The following is a 14,631-nucleotide window of genomic DNA, read 5'->3' on the forward strand; positions in this document are numbered from 1 at the left end:
GGATTAACCTTTCTGAAACCATCAGGCGCTCAGGATCGGGTCTGTCTAGGCAATCACGGATCAGGAGACAAGGTGCGCGCTCTGGCGCTTCCTCTCGTGGCTCTGGCCGAAGCTCGGGGCTTCCTGTTCCCCTTCGTGCCGGTCTTCCTCGGCGTGGGGATCGGGATCTGGTTCACGCCCCTGGACGAGCCGGGCTGGCCCGCCTATGCCCTCGCGCTGACGGTGGTTCTGGCCGGTGCCATCGGTCGCTGGAGGGCGCCGGAGCTGTTCCACCCGCCGCTCGTCGCGCTGGCCTGTGTGGCGGCGGGATTTCTCGCAGCCGGAGGCCGTGCGGCGATGGTGGCGGCTCCGATCCTCGGGTTGCACTACTACGGCGCCATCGAGGGCAGGATCGCCGCGATCGACCGCTCGCGGAGCGACGCGATGCGCCTCACCCTCGACCGGGTCGTGATCGAACGAACGGACCCGGACCGCACGCCCGAGAGGGTGCGGATCACCGTCCACGGCGCTCAGCCCTTCGAGCCGACGCCGGGCATGGTCGTGATGACGACCGGCCATCTCGACGCGCCGCTGGCCCCGGCGGAGCCCGGCGGCTTCGACTTCCGCCGCATGGCCTTCTTCGACCGGCTGGGGGCGGTGGGCTACACGCGCAGCCCCGTGGTCATGCTCGAGCCCGCCCATGCGCGGGACAGCCCGGTCAACCGGCTGCGCACGTCGGTGCGCAGCGCAGTGCAGGCGCGCTTTCCCGGCGAGGCGGGCGCCTTCGCCGCCGCTGTCCTGACGGGCGACTACGCGGGCATCAGCGCGGCGACGATGGAGGATCTGCGCCGCTCGGGCCTGTCCCACATCCTCGCGATCTCGGGACTGAACATGAGCCTCCTCGCGGGCTTCGTCTTCGGCCTCGTCCGGCACGGGCTGGCGCTGGTGCCGCCCCTGGCCCTGCGGTTGCCGACGAAGAAGATCGCGGCCGCAGCGGCCTTCGCGGCCACCTTCTTCTACCTGCTCATGTCAGGGGGCAACGTGCCGACCCTGCGGGCCTTCGTCATGATCGCCATCATGCTGGCGGCGATCCTCGCCGACCGGCGCGCGCTTTCGATGCGAAGCTTCGCGCTTTCGGCGACCGTCATCCTGCTCTGGCAGCCCGAGGCCCTGCTCGAACCCGGCTTCCAGATGTCCTTCGCGGCCACCGCGGCGCTGATCTGGGGTTTCAACGCCCTGCGCGAGAAGGTGCATCCCCGCACCATGTCGCGTTGGGTGGCGCCGCTTTTCCTGCTCTTCGTCTCGTCGCTGATCGGCGGGCTGTCGACCGGCCCCTATGCCGCGGCGCATTTCAACCGGATCGCGGTCTACGGGCTGATGGGCAACCTGATCGCCGTGCCCGTGATGGAGCTTCTGGTGATGCCGGCCGCAGGGCTGGCGGCGCTCTTCGCGCCGCTGGGCGCCGCGATGCCGGCGCTCTGGATCATGGAGATCGGCGCGCGCTGGATCCTCTGGGTCGCGCATTGGGTCGCGGGCCTGCCAGGCGCCGTCGGGGCGGTCGTCACGCCCGGCCCTTGGGTGCTTCCCCTGCTTTCGCTCGGGGGGCTCTGGCTCATGCTCTGGCACGGGAAGGCGCGCTACGCAGGCCTTGCGGTGATTGCGGCGGCCTTCGCCCTGTGGGCCGTGGCCGAGCGCCCTCCGCTGCTCGTGGCCTCCGACGGATCGCTCGTCGGCATCCTCGGCCCCGGAGGTCGGGCGCTCTCCACGGCACGCGGCGGAGGGTTCGCAGCCGGAAGCTGGCTCGAGAATGACGGCGATCTCGCCGATCAGGAAACGGCTGCCGGGCGACCCGGCTTCGAGGGCCCGCGCGAGGCACGTCGCTTCATGCTCGGCGGATTGCCGGGGATCGCCCTGAAGGGGAAGGAGGCGGCCGCGACCGTGTCGGAAGCCTGCGCAGAGGCGCGGCTCGTCATCCTTGCCGAAACGGCCAAGGTCCCCGTCAGCGGCGGATGCATCCTGATCGATCGCGCATCGCTCGCCCGCAGCGGCTCTCTGGCGATCTGGGTCGACGAAGCCGGACTCCGTCTGGAATCCGCCCGCGCCGACCACAGGATGTGGAGCGGGCGCCACTGAAGGAAGCTAAGGGCGCCTTTCGCAATCAGGTCGCCGCCCGTGGCGCTTCGATGCGGTCAGGCTGGCGCGCACGCGCCGGGTCCGCGACAGAAGGCCGTCCGGCAAATTCCGGCAAGGGCCGGCTTTGCCGAAGCGGGATTCCCGCGCCGGCCGGGGTCGCCTCGGTCAGTAGCTGCGGATCAGCCCGACGAGCCGGCCCTGCACCTTCACCATGTGATCGGGATAGACCTGCGTCTCGTAGGAGGCGTTCGCCGGTTCGAGCGCGATCATGCCGCCGCGACGGCGGAAGCGCTTGAGGGTCGCCTCGTGATCGGCGACCAGCGCCACCACGATATCGCCGTTGTCGGCCGTCTGCTGCTCGCGGATCACGACGATGTCGCCGTCGTTGATCCCGGCCTCGATCATCGAATCCCCGCGCACCTCGAGCGCGTAGTGCTGGCCGCGCCCCGAAAGCATGGAACTCGGCACCGTGACCGATTGCGCACCGTCGGTGATCGCCTCGATGGGAAGACCCGCCGCGATCCGTCCCATCAGCGGCAGATCGAGAGCATTGGCGCTCTCGACCGCGATCGCGCCCGCGGGCATCTGCGGCCTGTCACCCTCGATCACGCGGGGCGTGAAACCCGCCCGCTCCATCGCTTCGGGCAGCTTGACGATCTCGAGCGCGCGTGCGCGGTGGGCGAGGCGGCGGATGAACCCCCGCTCTTCCAGCGCGGTGATGAGGCGGTGGATCCCCGACTTCGACCGCAGGTCGAGCGCATCCTTCATCTCGTCGAACGAGGGCGGCACGCCGTCGCGGTCCATCCGCGTCTTGATGAAATCGAGCAGTTCCATCTGCTTGCGGGTCAGCATGGCGACATCCTCCCATCCCGGGTTCACCGCCTGTTCTGCCCGCGTTCCCGCTTTGTGTCAAGCCGTCAGCGGGATGTAGTCCACCGTCTCGCCGGCCGTGCGCGGCCCGTCGTCCACCGGGCGCACGAGAAGCGCGTCGGCCTGCGACAACAGCCGCAGGAGCGAGTTGTCCTGCGAGGCGAGGGGCTCGATCAACGGCACCCCGTCGCGCAGGGCGAGCCGCGCCCGCATGTAATGCGCCCGCACCGGGTTCGGCGGAAGCGCGACGGCCAGTTCGGCCCGCCGCACGGGTGCTGGACCGGCGGGCAGGCCCAGCATCGCCCGGACCATCGGCAGCAGGAAGAGATGGGCGCAGACGATGGACGAGACCGGGTTGCCGGGCAGGCCCAGCATCGGCACGCCTCGCAGACGCCCGGCCATCAGCGGTTTCCCGGGCCGCATGGCGATCTTGTAGAAGGCCCGGTCGAGGCCCATGCCGGCCGCCACCTTGCCCACGAGGTCGTGGTCGCCGACCGAGGCCCCGCCGATGGTCACGATCAGATCGGCGTCGGAGGCGAGGTCGAACACCGTGCGCAACTCGTCCTCGGTGTCCCGCGCGATGGGCAGAAGCCGCCCCTCCGCGCCTTCGGCCTCGACGAGCGCCTTCAGGGCGAAGCTGTTCGAGGCGATGATCTGCTCGGGGCGCGGCACCTCGCCGGGCATCACCAGTTCGTCCCCCGTCGCGATCAGCGCCACGACCGGGCGGCGCGTCACGTTCACCTCTGGAATGTTCATCGAGGCGAGCAGGGCGAGGTCGTTCGGGCGGAGACGGCGCGGCGAGAGGCTGTCTCCGACGCGGAAGTCCTGTCCCTTCGGCCGGATATGGGTTCCCCCTGCGGCCGCGGAGGCAAGGCGGATCCTGCCGTCCTCGACCGTGACGTCCTCCTGCAGCACCACGCGGGTGGCCCCCTCCGGGACCGGCGCGCCGGTGAAGATCCGCACCGCCTCGCCGGGTGCCATCGCTCCGGAGAAGGCGTGGCCCGCCGCGGCCTCGCCCACGACGGGGAAGGTGGCGCCCGCCGGATGGTCGCCGACCAGCGCGTAGCCGTCCATGGCGGAGGCGTCGAAGGGCGGCTGGTCGCGGGTCGCCACCGCCGGGCGCGCCATCACCCGCCCGCAGGAGGCCGCGAGCGGCACGCGCTCGACCGGCAGCGGGGCGGCGAGCGCCAGTGCGCGCTCGAGCGCCTCCTCGACGCGGATCACGCGCGGGCCTCGAACCGGCCGGACTTGCCGCCATCCTTGAGGAGGAGCCGGATCCCGGTGATCTCCATGCCCTTCTCGACCGCCTTCACCATGTCGTAGATCGTGAGACAGGCCACCGAGACGGCCGTCAGCGCCTCCATCTCGACGCCGGTCTGCCCGCCGGTCTTGACCGTGGCCTCGACCACCACGCCGGGCAGGGCCGGATCGGGCGTGAGTTCCAGCGCGACCTTGGTGATCGGCAGCGGGTGGCAGAGCGGGATCAGCTCCGCCGTGCGCTTGGCGCCCATGATCCCGGCAAGCCGCGCGACGCCCAGGACGTCTCCCTTCCCGGCCCGGCCCTCGGTCACGAGGGCCAGCGTCTCGGCGCTCATCTTCACCGCGCCGCGCGCGACGGCCACCCGGGCGGTCACCGGCTTGTTGGAGACATCCACCATATGGGCGCGGCCGGCCTCGTCGAAGTGGCTGAGGCCCGGCATCACGCACCCCCGGGCGAGGTCAGCGGGTCGGACAGGATCGCGCGCGTGGCGGATTCCACGTCGGGCTGGCGCATCAGGCTCTCGCCGATGAGGAAGCAGCGCGCGCCGTAGCGGGCGAGGTCGGCGAGGTCGTCGGGCGTGTAGAGCCCGCTCTCCGCCACGATCAGCCGGTCCTCGGGCACCCGGCGGGCGAGGTCGCGCGTAACGTCGAGCGAGACCTCGAACGTGTCGAGGTTGCGGTTGTTGATGCCGATCAGCTTCGACTTCAGGTGCTCGGCCCGTGCAAGTTCCTCGCGCGAATGGACCTCGATCAGCACGTCCATTCCCCAATGGATCGCCGCCGCCTCAAGCTCGAGCGCCTGGCTGTCGGTCACGCTGGCCATGATGATCAGGATGCAGTCCGCCCCGAGCGCACGCGCCTCGGCGACCTGGTAGGTGTCGTAGAGGAAGTCCTTGCGCAGGCAGGGCAGCTGAACCGCATCACGCGCCTGGCGCAGGAACTCGTCCGCGCCCTGGAAGGAGGGGGTGTCGGTCAGCACGGAAAGGCAGGTCGCGCCGCCCGCCTCATAGGCGCGGGCAAGGGCGGGGACATCGAAGTCCTCGCGGATCAGGCCCTTCGAGGGGCTCGCCTTCTTGATTTCGGCGATGAGGCCGTAGCCGGTCGAGGCCGCGGTGGAGAGGGCGCGGGCGAAGCCGCGCGGCGCCGCGGCGGCGCGGGCCGCATCCTCCACGGCCGTCAGCGGATGGCTGGCCTTCCGTGCCGCGACCTCTTCCAGTTTGTAAGCCTTGATGCGGTCGAGAATGGTGCTCATCGCCGGCCGGTCCCCCTTGTTTTCTTGGCCGTCAGGCGGCGTTCGTCAGCCGGGCCAGCAGGGCGACCTTCGCCTTGGCGGCACCGGACAGGATGCTTTCGGTGGCGATCTCGGCGCCCTCCGTCAGGGATGCGGCCCTGTCGGCGACCACGAGGGCCGCCGCCGCGTTCAGCAGCACCGCGTCGCGGTAGGCGCCCGGCGCCCCGTCGAGAAGCGCGCGGAAGGCCTGGGCATTCTCGGCGGGTGTGCCGCCGATGATCGCCTCGAACGGATGGACGGGCAGGCCCGCTTCTTCGGGGTGCAGGTCGAACTCGCGGATCTGCCCGCCCTCGAGCGCCGCCACCCTCGATGCGGCCGATATCGAGAGTTCGTCCGTCCCGTCTCCGCCGTGGACGAGCCAGGCCTTCTCGGAGCCCAGCATGGCCAGGACCTCGGCCATCGGCCGGATCAGATCGGCGCTGAAGGCGCCGGTCAGCTGGCGCTTGACCCCGGCGGGGTTCGTCAGCGGGCCAAGGATGTTGAAGATCGTGCGCGTGCCCAGTTCGGCGCGGACCGGGCCCACATGGCGCATTGCCGGATGGTGCATCGGCGCCATCATGAAGCCGATCCCGGCCTCCATCAGGCAGTCCTCGACCCGGTCCGCGCCGATCATCACGTTGAGACCCATCTCGGTCAGCGCATCCGCCGCACCCGACTTCGACGAGAGGTTGCGGTTTCCGTGCTTCGCCACCGGCACGCCTGCACCCGCCACCACGAAGGCCGTGGCCGTGGAGATGTTCAGCGTGCCCTTGCCGTCGCCGCCGGTGCCCACGATATCGATGGCGCCGGGCGGCGCCTTCACCTTGTGGCACTTGGCCCGCATGACCGAGGCAGCCGCCGCGTATTCGTCCACCGTCTCGCCGCGGGTGCGCAGCGCCATCAGGAGGCCGCCCATCTGCGCGGGCGTGGCCTCGCCCTCGAAGAGGCACTCGAAGGCCAGTTCCGCCTCGTCGCGCGTCAGCGGACGGCCCGCCGCGATGCCGATCAGCGGCTTCAGCCGGTCGCTCATGCTGCCACCGCGGCGCGGGCGCTGTCGAGGAAGGTGCGCAGCATCTGGTGGCCGTGTTCCGAGGCGATGCTCTCGGGGTGGAACTGCACGCCCTCGATCGGCAGGGTCTTGTGGCGGAGCCCCATGATCGTGCCGTCCTCGAGCCAGGCCGTCACCTCGAGGCAGTCGGGCAGGCTCTCGCGCTCGACCACGAGGCTGTGGTAGCGCGTGGCGAGGAAGGGCGAGGGCAGGCCCGCAAAGACGCCTTTCCCTTCGTGGTGCATGGCGCCCATCTTGCCGTGCACGATCTCGTGGCAGCGGACCACCTTTCCGCCGAAGGCCTCGCCGATGGTCTGATGGCCGAGACAGACGCCCAGCAGCGGGATCCTCGCCTCGGCCGCGGCGGCGGTCAGGGGCAGGCAGATGCCGGCGGCGGCGGGGTCGCAGGGTCCGGGAGAGAGCACGATGGCATCCGGCCGAAGCCCCATCGCCGCCTGCACGTCGATGGCATCGTTGCGCCGCACATCGACCTCGGCCCCGAGTTCCCCCAGATAATGCACGAGGTTGTAGGTGAAGCTGTCGTAGTTGTCGATGAGAAGCAGCATCTTGCGGCACCCCGAGGCGATGTGGAGGATAGGGGGTGAACCCTTGCGACCGTCGCGTTATACATGGGCTGACCGGCGCGGGGGCGTCAAGGGGATGAACGGCGCGGCGAACGCGCGAAATGCCCCACGCCCGACCCGGTTCGAGGCTGGAGCGACAGGGCAGAGTGCAGGAGTGGCCGGATGAGCCGTGGTTTCCTTTCGGGCGTATTGGTTGGCGGCGTCGTGGGCAGTGTGGGCCTGGCGCTCGCCTCGCAGATGGCGCGGCCTCCGGGCACGACCTGGCCTGAGGCGGCCGTCGAGGGTCCCGCAGCGGATGCGGCGGCTTCCCTCGCATCGGGGACTGCCGCTGCACCCGAGGCGGCAGGCGGAACGGCGACGGGACCGTCCTCCGGGGCGTCGATGACGCAGGACAGTCCCGGCCCGGCCACGGATCTGGCGCCGCCGCCCGGCTCCGAATTTGCCCGACCGCTGCCTGAGGCGGCCCCGGTCCTGCCATCCGCCGACACGGCTCCGGCACGGGCGGTGGCCCCGTCCGTATCGACCCCCGAGCTTCGGGATGCCGCGTCGCCCGACACAGAGACCGCCCTGCGGCCGCAACCGGTGCCGCTCGAACCGATCGCTCCCGCGCCGCCCGCGACCGAGGCCGTAGCCCCATCGCTGCCGACCGCGCCCTCCACGGTGCCGCTCCGGTCGGGCGGCGCGCCGCTGCAGCAGGCACCGGATGCCGAACCGGAGACCTTTGCCGTCGAACTGCCCCCGCCGCCGCCTCTCACGCCCGAGGAAGAGGCGATGCTGGCCGGCGCCGCCGATGGCGCCCCGGTCGAGGCGGAGGCCCCTGCTGAGCCCGGCAAGCCCCGGATGCTCGAGACCGACCCGCCGCGGGTGCCGTCCGACGGTTCCGCAGCCTCGCGCCTGCCCCGGATCGGCGATCCGGCTCCGGAGGCCGGGGCGCCGCCCGCGGAGGAGGCCGAGGCCGATCTGCCGCCCATCCGCCGCTATGCCCAGCCCTTCGAGAACCCTGACCGGAAGCCTCTCTTCGCGGTGCTCCTGCGCGACACGGGCGGCCCCTCGCTTGACCGCGAGGCGCTGGCCGGGCTTGCCTTCCCCGTGACCTTCGTGATCGACCCCAGCGCGCCCGACGCGGCGACCGCGGCCGAGATGTATCGCAAGGCAGGCCACGAGGTGCTGATGCTCGCCACCGGCCTGCCCGAAGGCGCCAAGGCGTCCGATGTCGAGGTGACGCTCGAGGCTGCGGCCAACGCGCTGCCCGAGGCGGTCGGGGTGATCGACCTGCCTGCGGGCGGCTTTCAGGATGCGCGCCCGCTTTCCACGCAGGTGGTCGAGATCCTGAAGGCGCAGGGGCGTGGGCTGGTGACGCACGACCGTGGCCTCAACGCGGCCGAACAGGTGGCCCGGCGCGAGGATCTGCCCTCGGCGCTCGTCTTCCGCATGCTGGACGGAGAGGGTGCGGATCCGGCCACCGTGCGCCGCGTGCTCGACCGCGCGGCCTTCAAGGCGGCGCAGGAAGGCCGGGTCGCGGTCTACGGCGACACGCGCCCCGAGACGGTGCAGGGCCTGCTCGAATGGAGCGTCGAGGGTCGCGCGGATGCCGTGGCCCTCGCGCCCGTCACTGCGCTGATGCGCTGAGCGAGCCGCCGAGCATCCGTTCGTCTGTCAGGAGGCTGGCGCGTTCCGCGGCAGCCCGCTCCTGACGGGCGATTGCCGCCGGGTTCACACGGCAATCACGCTCGCAAGAGTGGGGCGCCGCGCGCTCGCGAAGAAGCGCCGATCTCCGCCGACGGACGCCCGGCATTCCTGCCATCCGCCTGCCAGCGGGTCGGGCCTGGCAGGATGCTCCTGCCGGTCTCAGGCGTTGCCGTTGCGGCGGACAAAGAGCCCCGCGTCCTCGGCCGCCCGGCGCAGCGCCATGGCCTTGTTCACCGTCTCCTGATATTCGGCCTCGGGATCGCTGTCGTAGACCACGCCGCCGCCCGACTGGATGTAGAGCGTCTCGTCCTTCAGAACGGCCGTCCTGAGCGCGATGCAGAAGTCCATCTCGCCATTGGCCGCGAAATATCCGAGGCCGCCGCCGTAGATCCCGCGCTTCTCCGGTTCGAGTTCGTCGATGATCTCCATTGCCCGCACCTTGGGTGCGCCCGAGACGGTGCCGGCAGGCAGGCCCGCGAGCAGGGCGGACAGCGCGTCCTGCCCTTCGGCGATCTCGCCCACCACGTTCGAGACGATGTGCATGACGTGGCTGTAGCGCTCGATGATGAACTTCTCGGTCGGCCGCACCGTGCCGACCTTCGCCACGCGCCCCACGTCGTTCCGCCCGAGGTCGAGCAGCATCAGGTGCTCGGCCAGTTCCTTCTTGTCGGCCAGCAGGTCGGCCTCGAGCGCGCGATCCTCCTCGGGGGTGGCGCCGCGCTTGCGGGTTCCGGCGATCGGGCGAATCGTGACCTCTCCGGCGCGCAGCCGCACGAGGATCTCGGGGCTGGCGCCCACGACCTGGAAGCCGCCGAAGTTGAAGAAGAACATGAAGGGCGAGGGGTTGGTCTTGCGCAAGGAGCGGTAGAGCGCGAAGGGCGGCAGCCGGAATGCCTGCGACCAGCGCTGCGAGGGCACCACCTGGAAGATGTCACCCGCGCGGATGTAGTCCTTGGCCTTCTCGACGGCCGCCTTGTAGCCCTCGTGGCTGAAGTTCGAGCGCATCTCGCCGACCTGCGCGGCCTCGCCGAAGTCGCGCTGCGCCGGCGGGGCACGGTCGAGGTCGCGGAGCGCATCCATCACCCGTTCGGCGGCCTGTGCATAGGCCGCGCGGGCGGAAAGCCCCGAGGACACCCAGGCAGGCGCCACGATCGTGACCTCGCCCTTGACCCCGTCCAGCACCGCCACCACCGAAGGCCGCATCAGCACGGCGTCGGGCAGGCCCAGCGGGTCGGGATTGATCCCCGGCAGATGCTCGACCAGCCGGATCATGTCGTATCCGAGATAGCCGAAGAGGCCGGCCGCGATCGGGGGCAGGTCCTCGGGCATGTCGATCCGGCTTTCGGCGATCAGCGCGCGCAACGTCTCGAGCGGATGACCCTCGAGCGGCTGGAACGCCTGCCGATCGAAGCGCGCCTCGCGGTTGATCCGGCTTTCCTGTCCGTGGCACTGCCAGATGAGGTCCGGCTTCATCCCAACGACGGAGTACCGGCCGCGGATCTCGCCGCCCGTCACCGACTCGAGCATGAAGGTATCGGTCCGGGCCTCTGCCAGCTTCAGCATCAGCGAGACGGGCGTGTCGAGGTCGGCGGTCAGCCGCGCGTGGACGAGTTGGTTCCGCCCGGCATTCCAGCCGCGCTCGAAGCTATCGAAGGAGGTCACGAGCGGCACGGGGCACCCTGTTGCTTACTGGAACTGCGCCTGAACCGCAGAGATCGCGGCATCGTTGAGCGTGATGCCGGCCTCCTGCATCAGGCTGTTGGAATAGAGGGCGAGCGCATCCTGCGACAGCGCCTGTTCGATCTGCGCCGAGAGAGAGGCCTTCAGCGCCTTCGCGGCGTCGTCGTCTGTCGCCGCCGGCTCGATGCTGTCGAGCCGCAGGACGCCCGCGAAGGCATCGCCCGCGACGGACCGCAAGGCATCGGGCTCCATCTCGAAGGCGGTCTGGACGAGCGTGGGCGGCACGCCCTCGACGAAGCCATCGCGCGTCATCGGTCCAAGGTTCTCGACCGGGCCGAAGCTGCCGAGGTCGGTGCCCTCACCGGCGGCTTTCGCGATTTCCTCGGCTCGGGCGGTCAGCGCCTTGGCCATCGCATCGGCGCGGACAGCCTCGGCGACCTGCTCGCGCACCTCGTCGAAGGGCTTGAGCTGCGGCGGCACGACCTCGTCGAGACGCATGGCCAGAAGGCCGCCGTCGTTCAGCTGGATCGTCTCGGGGAAATCGTCCTTCTGCAGGCTGTCGGCGGCGGTCCGGAAGGCCTCGTAGCCTGCGATCTCGACGTCGAGCCCGGGGGCGTAGTCGACGGTCGCGATCTTCATGCCCGCCTCGGAAGCCAGATCCTCCAGCGTCGCACCGGCGGCGAGCAGGTCGTCGATCTGCTCGCGGCGGCTGGTGATGGCACGCCCCGCGGCGTCCTGCTGAAACTCGGTCAGGAGGTCGTCGCGCACGTCCTCGAAGGGCGTCTCCTGCGCCGCGATCACCCCGTTCACCCGGAAGAGGGCTGGGCCGAGATCGGTCTCGACCGGCCCGGTGATGCCGGGCTCGGTGAGGGCAAAGACCGCATCGGCCGCAGAGCCCAGCTGCTCGCGCGTGGCGTCGCCCAGGTCGATGTCGGCAAGTTCCAGCCCGCGTTCCGCGACGATCGACTCGAAGGACGCACCCTCGTCGATGCTCCTTTTCGCGTCGGCTGCGGCCTCGGCCGTCGGGAACACCAGCCGCTCGACCAGCCGCCGCTCGGGCTGGACGAACTCCGACCGGCGCTCGTCATAGAGCCGGCGCAGCGCATCCTCGTCGGCGGGAAGCGTCCCGGCGACATCCTGCGGCAGGAGCGCTGCATAGGTGATCCGCTTGGTCTCGGGCGCGGTGAAATCGGCCGGATGGGCGTCGTACCAGGCCTTCAGCTCTTCTTCGGTCGGCGCGGGCAGGGGCTGGGCAAGGTTCGCCTCGGTGACCCGCAGGAGGCTGAAGCTCCTCCGCTCGGCGATGTAGGCGTGCAGCGCGTCCACCATGGCGGCGGGCGCGGTGAAGCCGCCGCCGACCGCTCCCTGCAGCAGCGACCGGGACATGTCCTCGCGCAGGCCGTTCTCGAACTCGCCCTCGCTGAGGTTGTTCTGGCGCAGCACGAGGCGATAGGTCTCGCGGTCGAACTGTCCGGAGGGGCCGTGGAAGGCGTCGGTGCCGGTGATCTCGCGCGCCACGCGTTCGTCGCCGACCGACAGGCCGATCCTGTCCCCTTCGTTGGCCAGCGCGGCCTCGGTCACCAGGCGGCGCCGGACCTGCTGGTCGAGCCCGAAGGCCCGCGCCATCTCCATCGTGACCTGCTGGTCGATCTGCGCCCCGAGCGCCCGCATCTCCTGCTGGAGCGCGCGGGCATAGGCGCCGGTGGTGATGTCGCGGTCACCGACGCTGCCGATCGTGCTGAGGCCGCCGCCGAAGTTCGTCACACCGAAGCCGCCGAGGCCCACGGCCATCAGGCCGACGAGACCCCAGAACACGATCTGCGTGCCCTTCTTCTTCGGCTTGTGGTGCTCGATCGACGTCAGTCTCGACATGGCAGGTCATCCGGTTTGGGCGGTTGCGACTGTCTAGGGCCTCGTCGCCGCCGGGGCAAGGTGCAGAGGGCCGCAAGGCGCGGGGGCGCAGGCGGCGCCTCACGCGATCCTGACCGCGCGTGCGCCGGGCGGCGCCGAGGGGTCGGGCGCGATGCTTGCTGCGGCCGGGGGCGACGGCTAGGCTCGCCTGCAAAAGATCGGAGGTGTCGATGCGCTGGCTGATCCGACTGGCGGCAGTGTTCCTAGGGCTCGTGGCCCTGTTCCTTGTGGCGCTCGTCATGGTCCCGCGCGAGCGGCTGGCCGAGCTGGCCGCGCGGCAGTTCGAGGCCTCGACCGGCCGGGCGATGACGATCTCGGGCGATGTCCGGCCCTCCGTCTGGCCCCGGCTCGGCGTGCGCACGGGTCCGGTCACGGTCGCGAATGCGGACTGGTCCGATGAGGGGCCGCTGCTCGAAGCGCGGTCGCTCGAGATCGGTCTCGACACGCTCGCCCTGATGCAGGGCACTTGGCGGATCAGCCGCATCGCTCTCGAACAGCCGGTGATCCGGCTCGAACGCGATGGCGAGGGCCGGTCGAACTGGGATCTCTCGACAGGGGCCGCGTCGGGGTCACCCGGCGCGGAGGCGACTCCGGGAGCCGAGGCGGGGCCGGAGGCCGAGGGGACATCGGGGGCCGCGGCAGAGGCCGGCTTCCCGCGCTTTTCGCTCGACGAGGGGATCGTGAAGGACGGTCGCGTCCTCTGGATCGATCGTGTCGCGGGGACGCGGGCGGAAATCGTGGCACTCGAGGCGCAAGTCGGCCTGCCGGAGGCGGGCGGTCCGGCCGATCTGACCCTTTCGGGGCGCGCCAACGACCGGAGCTTCGCCGTCACGGGACGGCTTCAGGAGGCGGGAAGGGCCTTTGCGGGCCGCGTCGCGCCGCTCCGCCTCTCGCTCGAGACGGGTGCCGCGCTGATCACCTTCGACGGACAGGCCGGCAGCGCCCCTCTCATGGCCGAGGGGCGGATCGCCGCCAGGCTCGGGGATCTCGGCGATCTGGCGGCGCTCTTCGGCCAGCCCCGCCCCGAACCGCCGGAGGGTCTCGGGCGCCGGCAACTCGACGTGTCGGGGCTGCTGACGCTGGCCGAGGCCGGCACGCTGCACCTGCGCGAGGGACAGGTGACGGCGGATGGCAATCGTATGGCGGTCGATGCGGACCTTCAGCTGGACGGCGAACGCCCGAGCCTCGAGGCGAATGTCCGGGCCGAGGAGCTGGATCTCGGGGGCCTTGCGCAGACGGGTTCGGGCGACGGCGGCGGAGGCACCGGCACCGAGGGCTGGTCGCGAGAGCCCATCGACACGACGGCGCTTTCCGCGCTCGACCTGCGCCTCGGCCTGTCAGCGGCCAGCATCGATCTCGGAAAGCTGAAGCTCGGCGCGACGAAGGCGATCGTGACGATCGACCGGTCCCGGTTGGTGGCCGACCTGCGCGAGGCGGCAGCCTATGGCGGCAGCCTCGTAGGCGAGGTGGTAGTCAATGGCCGGCAGGGACTGTCCGTCGGGGCCGACCTCACGATCTCGGGGCTCGAAACCGGGCCGCTGTTCGCGGATCTTGCCGGGTTCGACCGGCTGGTAACCCGCGGCGACCTCGGGCTGAAGCTGCTGGCCTCGGGGCCGCACCAGGAGGCGCTGATGCGGAGCCTCTCGGGCACGGGGTCGGTCAGCTTCGGCAAGGGAGAGCTTCGGGGACTGGATCTGGCGCGGATGGTGCGGACGCTCGACGCGGGCTCGGTCGGAGAGGGCACGAAGACGATCTTCGACCGGATCGAGGCAGGCTTCTCGATCGAGAAAGGGGTGCTGCGCAACGAGGACCTGACGCTCGAGGCGCCGCTGATGCGGGCGACGGGGGCGGGCCGGGTAGGGGTGGGCGAGCGGACCCTCGATTACCGACTGGTGCCGACCCTCCTGCCGCGCGAGGACGGCACGGGGGGCGTCAGCGTGCCGGTCCTCGTCACCGGCCCTTGGGCAAAGCCGCGCTACCGGCTCGACCTTGAGGCGCTGGTGCGCCAGCCGGTCGAGCGGCAGGTGAAGGAACGGCTGCAGGAAGAAGCGGCCGAGCGGCTCGGGGTCGTGCCTGAAGAGGGCGAGAGCCTCGAGGATGCCGCCAAGCGCCGCGCCCGCGACGCGCTCAGGAACGAGGCGGGGCGGGCCTTGAACCGGTTTCTCGGCGGTAACTGACACGCTGCCGAAGCCGGTGCCCCGCGGTCC

At 70.9% G+C, this 14,631-nt stretch carries 11 protein-coding genes; 3 read left to right on the forward strand and 8 right to left on the reverse strand.

Going from position 1 to position 14,631, the window contains the following annotated elements; all coding sequences use genetic code 11:
- The first annotated feature begins 72 nt into the window (after positions 1-72).
- Complete coding sequence (locus tag ACTVZP_RS17870) at positions 73-2,112, forward strand: ComEC/Rec2 family competence protein (protein WP_443213523.1); 2,040 nt, start codon at positions 73-75, stop codon at positions 2,110-2,112.
- Between the two features lie 165 nt (positions 2,113-2,277).
- On the opposite strand, the gene lexA is transcribed toward ACTVZP_RS17870, so the two are convergent.
- The 6 genes from lexA to ACTVZP_RS17900 are packed head-to-tail and all read right to left on the reverse strand — an operon-like array spanning position 2,278 to position 7,126.
- Positions 2,278-2,964: a transcriptional repressor LexA gene (gene lexA / locus ACTVZP_RS17875; protein WP_443213524.1), complete on the reverse strand. Its 687-nt coding sequence runs from the start codon at positions 2,962-2,964 to the stop codon at positions 2,278-2,280.
- 57 nt (positions 2,965-3,021) lie between these two features.
- Positions 3,022-4,206, reverse strand: a complete 1,185-nt coding sequence (locus ACTVZP_RS17880; RefSeq protein ID WP_443213525.1) for a molybdopterin molybdotransferase MoeA — start codon at positions 4,204-4,206, stop codon at positions 3,022-3,024.
- The gene (gene moaC, locus ACTVZP_RS17885) at positions 4,203-4,682 is read right to left on the reverse strand and encodes a cyclic pyranopterin monophosphate synthase MoaC (protein ID WP_443213526.1); all 480 of its coding nucleotides are present in this window, start codon (positions 4,680-4,682) and stop codon (positions 4,203-4,205) included. The genes ACTVZP_RS17880 and moaC overlap by 4 nt, the downstream gene beginning before the upstream one ends.
- Positions 4,682-5,494, reverse strand: coding sequence for an indole-3-glycerol phosphate synthase TrpC (gene trpC / locus ACTVZP_RS17890; RefSeq protein ID WP_443213527.1), 813 nt, complete (start codon positions 5,492-5,494; stop codon positions 4,682-4,684). Before trpC ends, moaC begins: the two co-directional genes overlap by 1 nt.
- A 31-nt stretch (positions 5,495-5,525) precedes the next feature.
- Positions 5,526-6,542, reverse strand: a complete 1,017-nt coding sequence (gene trpD / locus ACTVZP_RS17895) for an anthranilate phosphoribosyltransferase (RefSeq protein ID WP_443213528.1) — start codon at positions 6,540-6,542, stop codon at positions 5,526-5,528.
- Positions 6,539-7,126 carry an anthranilate synthase component II gene (locus tag ACTVZP_RS17900; protein ID WP_443213529.1) on the reverse strand — a complete coding sequence of 196 codons (588 nt, stop codon included), beginning with the start codon at positions 7,124-7,126 and terminating at the stop codon, positions 6,539-6,541. The genes trpD and ACTVZP_RS17900 overlap by 4 nt, the downstream gene beginning before the upstream one ends.
- A gap of 180 nt (positions 7,127-7,306) precedes the next feature.
- Between ACTVZP_RS17900 and ACTVZP_RS17905 the strand changes: the two genes are divergently transcribed.
- Positions 7,307-8,773, forward strand: a complete 1,467-nt coding sequence (locus ACTVZP_RS17905; protein WP_443213530.1) for a divergent polysaccharide deacetylase family protein — start codon at positions 7,307-7,309, stop codon at positions 8,771-8,773.
- A 219-nt stretch (positions 8,774-8,992) separates the two neighbouring features.
- Here the strand turns inward: ACTVZP_RS17905 and trpE are convergent, their stop codons facing one another.
- Together trpE and ACTVZP_RS17915 are read right to left on the reverse strand one after the other, a co-directional pair.
- Positions 8,993-10,504, reverse strand: a complete 1,512-nt coding sequence (trpE, locus tag ACTVZP_RS17910) for an anthranilate synthase component I (protein WP_443213531.1) — start codon at positions 10,502-10,504, stop codon at positions 8,993-8,995.
- A gap of 15 nt (positions 10,505-10,519) precedes the next feature.
- Positions 10,520-12,385 (reverse strand): peptidyl-prolyl cis-trans isomerase, encoded by a 1,866-nt coding sequence (locus tag ACTVZP_RS17915; protein ID WP_443213532.1) that lies wholly within the window; start codon positions 12,383-12,385, stop codon positions 10,520-10,522.
- Positions 12,386-12,594: 209 nt separating this feature from the next.
- Here ACTVZP_RS17915 and ACTVZP_RS17920 point away from each other — a divergent pair, with 209 nt between their 5' ends.
- Positions 12,595-14,601 carry an AsmA family protein gene (locus ACTVZP_RS17920; RefSeq protein ID WP_443213533.1) on the forward strand — a complete coding sequence of 669 codons (2,007 nt, stop codon included), beginning with the start codon at positions 12,595-12,597 and terminating at the stop codon, positions 14,599-14,601.
- The last annotated feature ends 30 nt before the right edge of the window (positions 14,602-14,631 follow it).

Source organism: Rhodobacter sp. NSM (assembly GCF_052244495.1).
Taxonomy (GTDB): domain Bacteria; phylum Pseudomonadota; class Alphaproteobacteria; order Rhodobacterales; family Rhodobacteraceae; genus Cereibacter_A.